Origin of the sequence: Synechococcus sp. H55.11 (genome assembly GCF_047462475.1) — a bacterium.
GTDB lineage: Bacteria > Cyanobacteriota > Cyanobacteriia > Thermostichales > Thermostichaceae > Thermostichus.
The window spans coordinates 1-8,973 of the sequence record NZ_JANSJI010000047.1; the positions used below are offsets into that span (position 1 = coordinate 1).

Genomic DNA, 8,973 nt, shown 5'->3' on the forward strand with positions numbered 1-8,973 from the left:
GTTGGGTCTCCAGAAAAAACATCCACTCCTCATCCTGCCACCCTTCTGCCCCGGATCAAGCACCATTTTTCAGAGAAATAGGTAGATCTCCCGGTTTTTTAGAGTTGGATCCGAGAAAACCTTGCTGGGCAAAGATTCCGGCCACGTCTCACCTCCCTCGGCCAAGCCTCAACCCAGCCTCTTCAGCAGAGTTGTACGAAGCAGTAGCCACAGGCAAGCTCATGCCATCGTCTGTGACCCAGATCACTCCCCATTGGCCCGGAAAAAGTCGATAACTCTTGCCAAAGCTGCCGCATCTGCCTGTATGATTAGCAGAGTAAACAGGCTAGCCACCAAACTGGCGTGTCTGCGTCTCCCCTCGATTGGCCATTTCTCAGAAAGCTTAGGTTGCCCTGAGCGAGCCGATCGGGTAATGTGAGGGAAGTGTTCAGCCGAACTCTACTTTTTGGTTAAGAGGAGAAACATGAACGGAACAATGCACAAGTGGCTGCTCAAGTCACTGGGGTCTCTGTCTCTGGCATCGACGGTGGTGCTGCTGCCCATGCTGCTCACCGGTTGCGGCGAAGATAGCTCCGGCACGTCGGTGCCCGTACCTCCCCCGCCCCCGCCGGCTCCTCCGGCTCCCCCGGCTCCGCCGCCAGCACCTCCCGCCCCCACTCCCACGCCTACGCCAGTGGGACGTGTTATCAACATCAGCCCCGCCGATGGCTCCACCAACGTTGCCATCAGCACTCGGATTGTCATTCGCTTCAGCGAGCCGGTGCGCGAGGCTCCCTTGAATCAAGCCCTGAGCATCACCTCGGTGGCGCCCCAGGCCGGAGCGGTACCGCCTCGGGATCTGGCCTTCAACTCCGACCGCACCGAAGTTACCATCACCTTCCGCACACCCCTGAGCAATGACTCTGTCTATCGGGTCACCATTTCGCGGGCGGTGCCGGATCTGTTTGCTTCCGGCCGCAGCCTGGCCGAAGACTTTGTGGCCACCTTCACCACCGGCAACGTGGCGGCTACCGGCGATCCCATTAGCCTGCTGCCGACACAACTGGCGGCGGTGACACCCAACGGGCAGGTGTTCTCCAACCCAATCGTGGTGCCCGTGGGATATGGTATCCGTCGCGCTGGGGTGGCGGAGAACCTGCCGGTGGGTGTGCGCACCGACTACCGCGCAGTGCTGTCGTTCCCAATTCCGGCCAGCATTCCGGCCAATGCTGTGGTGCAGGATGCACAGTTGACGCTGGTGCAGTTGCCCTCCAATGAGGCGGTAGCCATTGGTAACTTTGGCGACACCGGCTTAGGCTTTTTCTTCCTGGAGCCAACGCCGCACAACCTGCCGGCCAACAACGTGGTGTTCCAGGAAGTCACGCTGGGTGCGCCCAACAACGTGGTTTCCAGCGACTTCTTTGCGCCGGCTTCCACGCCCAGCTTCATTGCGTTGAGCATCAACGGCAACGTGTTGGGTGACGATGTGTCGGCGGGGCCGCGCACGGCGGATGTGCAGCCAGGGGTGCAGCGGGCGGTGAGTGGCTCCCGCTTCTACCAGGTGCGGCTGCAGTGCGCCCGCGAGGTGTGGAACAACCAGGCTACGCCTAACTTGTTGGCGGTGGGGACGGCCAGCAGCTCAGCTACGTTCAATCTGGGAACGGCGAACGTGCAGTTTGAGTTGGTAGGCAATGCTACTTTCGCCCAAACACTCCTGACTCAGACGAGACGGGTGCAAAACACCGATGGCGCAAGTGAGACTACGGCTACTTCTGCGACGGTCAATGTGACCTTTAGCTTGCAGGTGAATCCCAACACCTCAGTAGTAGTCGTCAGCGGCTCCACCTTTGCGGCCACCTTCTCTCCCTCTACCAGCATCGTCACCTTCTCCGACACAACCCCAATTGATCCTATTCTCTTCCCCATTCTCTTCCCCGGCAACTCCATCAGCGGCACGTTGGGGCCGGTGTTGCTTACGACCAGCGCGCAAGGCGCAACTAGCTCTATTACCTTTCAGCAGTCAGCACTCTTCTCTGGCCAGATCAACCCGATTCTCGGGATCTTTACCACGATTGACCTCTTCTCCACGGTCAATCTGGGCACGGCCACCTTTAGCTTTACTGTGCCGGGCGGTCAGACCTATGAAGTCAGCCAGGGGGCGAACGGCACCTGCCGGGCCGAGTTCGACAAGGAGCCGGCTGCGGGCACAGGCACTCAGCCGCTGACCACGGCACGGGGGCCGCGGCTGGATATCCGCTTCACCATCCCGCGCTAGTAGCTGCCTAGCGACATGAGCTCTATGGGCCTGAGCCATCAGGCCCATTTTTCATCTCCCCTCTCCCTTTGGGAGAGGGGCCGGGGGTGAGGGCTGAGAGAGATCCGAGTATAATCAAGGCCTAGAAAGAGGAGGAGGCAACTTGGCAACGCCCGATATCTTGGCGCTGGAAACCGCCGTCCGCCACCACGAGGCGGGGGAGCTGCAGCAGGCAGAAGCCGCCTATCGCCGGGTCTTGGAGCAGCAGCCCAACCAGCCTGAGGCGCTGCATCTATTGGGCATCCTCTGCTACCAGAGTGGACGCCTGGAAGAGGCCGTCGGCTACCTGGAGCGGGCCGTGGCCCTGCAGCCGCAGCAGGCGGCCTTTCGCAGCAACTTGGGGGCGGTCTACCAGGCTCTGGGCAAGCTGGAGGAAGCCATTGCCCAATACTGCGAAGCAGCAGCCCTGCAGCCGGATCACCTGCCCTCTCTCTACAACCTAGGGCTTTGCCACCTGCAACTGGGCCACTATGACCAGGCCGAGTTCTACTACCAAAAAGCTCTGGCCCTGCAGCCCCAGGATGCCCAGATCCTGACGGAGCTGGCCCAGCTCTACCGGCAAAAGGGGTGGCCGGCCAGGGCACTCGACTACCTAGAGCAAGCCCTGGAGGTGGAGTTCACGCCGGAGCGGGCGCAGGAGCTGGCGGAGCTGTGCCGAGAAGCGGGGCAGCCGCAGCGGGCGGCGGAGCTGTACCGGCAACTGCTGGCGCAAGAGCCGCAGCGGCCTGAGCTGCACAACGGGCTGGGCCTGGCCTTGGCGGAGCAAGGGCAGTGGGAAGAGGCCATCGCTGCCTTCCGCCGGGCGCTGGAGCTGGATCCGCAGCGGGTGGAGGCTCACGTCAACCTAGGCACGGCCCTGCTGGAACAGGAGCAGCCGGAGGCGGCCATCGAAGCCTACCAGGCTGCCCTGGCGCTGCAGCCGGATCGGCCCAGAGTTTACTTCAACTTGGCCACCGCCTTTCGCAAGCTAAAGCAACCGGAGCGGGCCCTAGATTACTACCACGTGGCCCTTGGCCTGCAGCCGGACTACGCCGAGGTCCACCGCAGCGTGGCAGGGCTGTTGGCAGAGCGGGAGCTGCGCAAGCGTTTTCCTCAAAGTATGGGGGATGGCCTGGCCCACCTCAGCCGCGCCCTGGGCCTAAAGCCGGATTTTGCCGAGGCCTACTTCCAGGCCGGCTGCCTGCTACTGGACCAACTGCGATTTAAAGAGGCGATCCCGCTTTTTGAAGCGGCCCTGGAGCACAAGCCGGATTTTGCCCTGGCCTACAACAACCTGGGCCTGGCCTACCGCCACCTCAACGAGCCGGAAAAGGAGGAGATCCAATACCGCCAGGCGCTGGTTCACGATCCACAACTGGCGGAAGCCTACTGCAACCTGGGGCTGCTGCTGCAGAACCAACGCCGCAATGCCGAGGCTCTGCCAGTGCTGCAGGAGGCAGTTCGCCTCAAGCCAGACTTTGTGGAAGGGCACCGGGCGCTGGGATCCGTTTACAAGGAGTTGAACCGCCTCAGCGAGGCCCTCGAAGCCCTGGAGCAGGCCCTGGCGCTGCAGCCGGACGATCCTTCCACCTACGCCGTGCTGGCGGGGGTTTACCTGCAGCAGTGCCGCCACGAAGAGGCCATCCGGGCCTACCGCAAGTCGGCTAAGCTGGCGCCAGGGGTGGTCGCCTTCCACGGCAACATCCTCATGGGCCTGCACTACGCCCCCGACTTTGACCCAGAAGAAACCCTGCGGGAGCACAAGAAGTGGGGCGATGCCACCCAGGCCATGGTAGCCCACCTGCGCCGGCCCTACCACCGGGATCGCGACTTGAAGCGCCCCCTGCGCATCGGCTACATCTCCGGCGACTTCAAGCTGCACTCGGTGAGCATGTTCTTTGAGCATGTCTACAACCACCACAACCACGAGCGCTTCCAGATCTACTGCTATTCCAACGGCCCCTATGCCGACGCAGTTACCGAGCGAATGAAGGACAAGGCCGACGGCTGGCGCGATATCCACAAGATCCGCTCCGATGTAGAGGTAGCCGACCTCATCCACGAAGACAAGATTGATATCTTGGTGGACCTGGCCGGCCACACGGCCTACAACCGACTGGGGGTGCTGGCCCTCAAGCCCGCCCCCATCCAGGTCACCTATCTGGGCTACCCCAACACCACCGGCCTAACCTTGGTGGACTACCGCATCACCGACGCCTATGCCGACCCGCCGGGCAGGACGGAGCGGTACCACACAGAGAAGCTGATGCGGCTGCCCAAGTGCTTCCTCTGCTACAACCCCATAGATGTCTTTCCGCCCGTCTCGGAGCTGCCGGCCCTGGCCACAGGTCAGATTACCTTCGGCTGCTGCAACAATCCCACCAAGATCACGCCCAACGTGGTGACGGTGTGGGCGGAGATCCTGAAGCGGCTGCCCAACGCCCGCCTCTTGCTCAAGAACATGCGCTACACCGACAGCAGTGTGCGGGAGATCTTCTGGGCCCACTTCGAGCGGCATGGGGTGGATCGGCAGCAAGTGGAGTTTGTCGGCGATCGCCAGGCCATTGTGGAACACCTGCAGATCTACAGTGAGATCGACATCGGCCTGGATCCGTTCCCCTACAACGGCACCACCACCACCTGTGAAACCCTGTGGGCGGGCGTGCCGGTGGTGGTGCTGGCGGGCAATGCCCACGTCTGCCGCGTAGGGGTTTCCATCCTCACCAACGTGGGCTTGCCGGAGCTCATTGCCCAGACCCCAGAAGAGTATGTGGAGATTGCCGTCAGCCTGGCCAACGACCTGGAGCGGCTGCGGCATCTGCGCCACAACCTGCGAGACCTGATGTCGAAGTCGCCCCTGCGGGATCCGCAGAGCCACGCCCGCGCCCTGGAGCGGGCCTACTGGCAGATGTGGAAAAACCTGGTGTTCAGCGGCCAGTAGCGCCGGGTTCTGCCGCTTCCTGAGACTGGCGAGGGGGGGCAACCTGGTCGAAGAGATCCCACAGCTTGGCGGCCACCCTTGACCAGCTCAACTCCTTGGCCCGCTCCAAACCCTTGGCAATGAGGGGGGCTCGCACCGGGTAGCCCTGGATGCGCTGCAGGGCATCGGCCAGCTCCTGCAGGGAGCCTTGGCAGAGCAAGGTCGCCGCCTCCTGCTCTTTGAGAGCTTCCCCTTGCCCTTCGCGGTAGTGCACCACGGGGCAGCCGCAGGCCATGGCCTCTAGGGGGCTGCTGGGGCGAAAGGTGGCATGGAAAACCAGGGCCAGGGCAGAAGAATAGGCACAGGCCAGCTCAGAATTGCTAAGGCTCAGGTAGCGGATGCCCTCCCGCTGGGGCAACTGCGACTTGACCGGATCCACCTGCAGAGGGGCGGGAAAAGCGCAGACCAGCTCGGTGCGAGAGAGCCTTTGGCCTTGCAGGATCTCCCACGCCTGGCTGACGGCCTGGAGGCCGCGGTAATCGGCCAGGTGCTCCGGCAAAACGGCCAAGAAAAAAGGTCGCGTCAACTGATGCTGGCGGCGAAACTCGGCCATGGCATCGGGTGCAGCCGGCTTGGCCCAGCCTTCGAGGGCCGGATATACCAGCGAGATCTGCTCTGGCGGGATGCCGGGGTAGTGGGCCCGAAAGCCGGCCAGCACCTCATCGGAAAAGACCACGTAGTGGGAAGCGGCCAGGATGGCGTTTTTTTTCTCGATGTATTCAGAGTGAAATTGGCTACCGGACTCTGCTTCCAGGTCGTAGATAAAGGCAATGGAAGGAGTGGAAAGAGGAGTGGTGTAGCCGGTGGAGAGAAACAGGCGGGCCTGGAGTTGGTCACAGACACTTTGCAGGCCGCTGCGATCTTCCTCTGCCTCATCAAAGGCAAAGCGCGGGATCTCGGAAAAAAACGTTCCCGGCGGCAGCCAAGACTGGCCACGGGTGAGAACTACAAACTGCGTCGCCTTCTTGGCCTTGACCCACTCTTCAATCAGACTCAGCCACAGGTAAGACTGATCCAGCAGCGGCGAGCGAAAGAACCCTTCCGATTGCCAGATTACCCCGTCAATAACGATCATTCTCTACCTCGCAACCTAAGAGACATTGAGAGCGGCAAACATCTTGGCCAGGTAGAAATCTTTGTAGCGGGTTTTGGCCATTTGGTCGTGAACACCCAGAATAAAGGCCACCAGGTCGTAGGAGAGGTAAACCTCGTGCAAAATCACCGCCATGGCTAGCCGCTGCCGCGGGGAGAGCTGTTGCAAGCGCATGAAGTTTTTCACGTAAACATAGTCGCACCACAATACCTGTGTGTACGGGCGATAGGTTTTGGCCGAAAAAGGCTTGAGGCAGGCGCCAAAGTTGCTGGTCATGCCATGTAGCCAAAAGCCCTGCTCCCTGAGAGCAATATCGACATCGCTAAAGAGAGGCTGATTTTTGTAGAGGGGAATGTACTCCACCTCGGTTTGGATAACGGTTATGTGCTGGAGAGTTTTAGTAGCACCACGGATCACGTCCAGCTCAGCTCCCTGCACATCCATTTTGAGAAAGTCCACTTCCCCCAACTCAGGAATGTCGTCCAGGCGGGTGGTCTGGACTTCCTCAACTCGAGTGACTTTGCAAACTTCCGCCAAGTTCTCAAAATGTTGGGCCAGCTCCTGATCGGGCTCGTAAAGAGAAGAGGTATAGCCGGTGTTGGTGAAATAAAACTTGCGCCGGGATCCATCGCCGATAAAGTAGGGGAAGTACTGACGCTTGACCTGATCCGCTCGAGGAGCTTCGGCCAGAGCCCTGGCGTTGAGCTTTTCACATTCTTCTTTTTGAGGCTCGAAACCGATAACTTTGGCTTGTCCTTGCTGAACCAGCTTGTCAAAGTTATCTCTGCCTAGGAACATCGCCCCTACATCCACAATTTTGATGAGGGGCATATCTTCACCAAGGATCTCGCTAATGGGAAAAGGCATGGCTTTGCTCCATAGACGCAACTTAAATGAGAGCCAATTTGCTGAGCAGAGAAAATCGGTTGGGATGGACAGCAACCAAGTTTAGCGTGGTTGGCGGCTGAACAGAAGCTTGAACAGGGGTGAGATCTTGAATCCATGGGTTATATGTGTAGATGAGATAACCCAATTCGGCAAGAACCTTGGTCGATTCCAGGCCTGTCACCTGGCCAGCGTGTTGATTCTCAAACAAGATAACCGGAGTGCAGCTCTCGATCAGCTTCCTCCCCCCTTTTAAGACCGGAACCTCTGCTCCCTCGGCATCCACTTTGAGCAGGTCAATGGCGGGGCTGCCCTCGGAAGTCCACAGCTCATCCAGGGTAATCTGCTGAACCGGCTTGGTCTCTTCCACAACCGACAGCGGATCCGTAACGATGCGGTTGAAAACGCTGGCGCCCTCACAGACGAGATAGACCTCGCGGGACTCCTCGCCCACTGCTGCCTCGATAACCTGCACCGAACCCTCCAGCTTGTTCTGAGCCGTTGTTGCCCGCAGACACTCCACACATCCCGGCGTCGGCTCAATGGCGTAAACCTTCCCCTCTTGCCCGACACAGCAGGCAAAGAGGAAAGTATAAACGCCAACGTTGGCGCCGACATCGATGGCCCGCATGCCCGGCTTGAGGATTTGCCGACACAGCTCGATTTCGCTTTCAAACCAGCGATCTTGGGCCAATAGAACAAAGGTAACAATGCTTTTGAGATCAGGCTCCAGCCTCAGCTTATACCCTTCGTACTGGGTCCAAATTTCCGGCTTGGCTTCTGAGCTGGGCGGGGCCTTTTCGTCGGCTTCGGAGGCAGTATCCGGCTTGGGAGGGGAGGGAAGGTAGCGATCCAGGGCCAGTTGGAGCACCTGAATGGCTCTATCTTTTTGATTGGGGTAGCGGCTGGCTAGGCGTTGCAGCAGAAACGCTCCCTCTGGCTGCGCCTGAGCTACCCCATTGAGGGCAATCACCAGTTGCGCTTCCAGATCCGTAGGGTCAATCGCTGCCGCTAAGCGCCAGTAGGGCAGGGGCTCAGGTCGGTAAACCACGCCACTGTGACAGGCCAACCAGCGGGCCAGGGTGTGGAGGTAGCGCTCCCGCAGGTCTAGCTGAGGTGAGGCGGCAGCTTTGGCAGAGCGCTGGCTTTTTTTTCTCTTGGTAACAGAGCCGTTGGAGGCCAGCTTGGGGGGATCCCAGGCCAACCTCAGCTCGGATCCGGACAAGCCCAGGTTGGGATCCTCTAGATAGCGCTGGGTGAGGAGACGCGAGAGCAACTCTTTGCCCTCCTGAACAGCCGTAAGTTGGCTGCCCAAGGCCAAAAGGGCGTGCAGGCGGTTGAACTGACAGAAAAGGTGATTGGGATCCCGATCCAGCCCCTGCCGCCAAGCTGCCAGAGCCAGGGCCCAGGCAGCACGCCGCTCGCGGGAGGTCTTGGCTTGCTGCGCTCGCAAGTAGTGGGATATCCCCAGTTCGTTGTAGTCGTCAGCAGTGGTGTGGATCCCCATGGCTTGGCATACTAAGCTGCTGGATTATCCTACCACTTTGCTGAGGCTCACCTGGTTTGCCCCAGCCGATGAGCAAGTTAAAGAGAAAGTCTGGTAGCCTAGGGTAGCAGTGCTGCTTGTTGTTGAGGGATGCTCATGGTACGCCGTTGCTCTGCTTGGGTTTTGATGGCCGCACTGGCGGGCACGATCGCCTGTACGCAGGCCACACCAGCGCAAACCCCCGACCAGGTGGTGAG

At 60.1% G+C, this 8,973-nt stretch carries 5 protein-coding genes; 2 read left to right on the forward strand and 3 right to left on the reverse strand.

Annotated features, from left to right (window positions below; all coding sequences use genetic code 11):
* Nucleotides 1-463: 463 nt before the first annotated feature.
* Both NW853_RS01905 and NW853_RS01910 read left to right on the forward strand, forming a co-directional pair.
* Nucleotides 464-2,254 (forward strand): Ig-like domain-containing protein, encoded by a 1,791-nt coding sequence (locus NW853_RS01905; protein ID WP_414347420.1) that lies wholly within the window; start codon nucleotides 464-466, stop codon nucleotides 2,252-2,254.
* A 142-nt stretch (nucleotides 2,255-2,396) separates the two neighbouring features.
* Nucleotides 2,397-5,213 (forward strand): tetratricopeptide repeat protein, encoded by a 2,817-nt coding sequence (locus tag NW853_RS01910; RefSeq protein ID WP_414347423.1) that lies wholly within the window; start codon nucleotides 2,397-2,399, stop codon nucleotides 5,211-5,213.
* Here the strand turns inward: NW853_RS01910 and NW853_RS01915 are convergent.
* Genes NW853_RS01915 through NW853_RS01925 form a run of 3 tightly spaced genes read right to left on the reverse strand, consistent with a single transcriptional unit; the run spans nucleotide 5,200 to nucleotide 8,737 of the window.
* Nucleotides 5,200-6,327 (reverse strand): glycosyltransferase, encoded by a 1,128-nt coding sequence (locus tag NW853_RS01915; RefSeq protein WP_414347426.1) that lies wholly within the window; start codon nucleotides 6,325-6,327, stop codon nucleotides 5,200-5,202. The two genes, NW853_RS01910 and NW853_RS01915, sit on opposite strands and share 14 nt — an antisense overlap.
* Before the next feature lie 15 nt (nucleotides 6,328-6,342).
* A complete protein-coding gene (locus NW853_RS01920) occupies nucleotides 6,343-7,212 on the reverse strand; it encodes an FkbM family methyltransferase (protein WP_414347429.1) in 870 nt (289 codons plus the stop codon).
* A 22-nt stretch (nucleotides 7,213-7,234) separates the two neighbouring features.
* A complete protein-coding gene (locus NW853_RS01925) occupies nucleotides 7,235-8,737 on the reverse strand; it encodes an FkbM family methyltransferase (protein ID WP_414347431.1) in 1,503 nt (500 codons plus the stop codon).
* Nucleotides 8,738-8,973: the final 236 nt, after the last annotated feature.

What these genes read in the sequence shown, in the direction of transcription:
- NW853_RS01905 (WP_414347420.1), top strand. Translation starts at nt 464, where the DNA reads ATGAACGGAACAATGCACAAGTGGCTGCTCAAGTCACTGGGGTCTCTG.
- NW853_RS01915 (WP_414347426.1), bottom strand. Translation starts at nt 6,327, where the DNA reads ATGATCGTTATTGACGGGGTAATCTGGCAATCGGAAGGGTTCTTTCGC.
- NW853_RS01920 (WP_414347429.1), bottom strand. Translation starts at nt 7,212, where the DNA reads ATGCCTTTTCCCATTAGCGAGATCCTTGGTGAAGATATGCCCCTCATC.
- NW853_RS01925 (WP_414347431.1), bottom strand. Translation starts at nt 8,737, where the DNA reads ATGGGGATCCACACCACTGCTGACGACTACAACGAACTGGGGATATCC.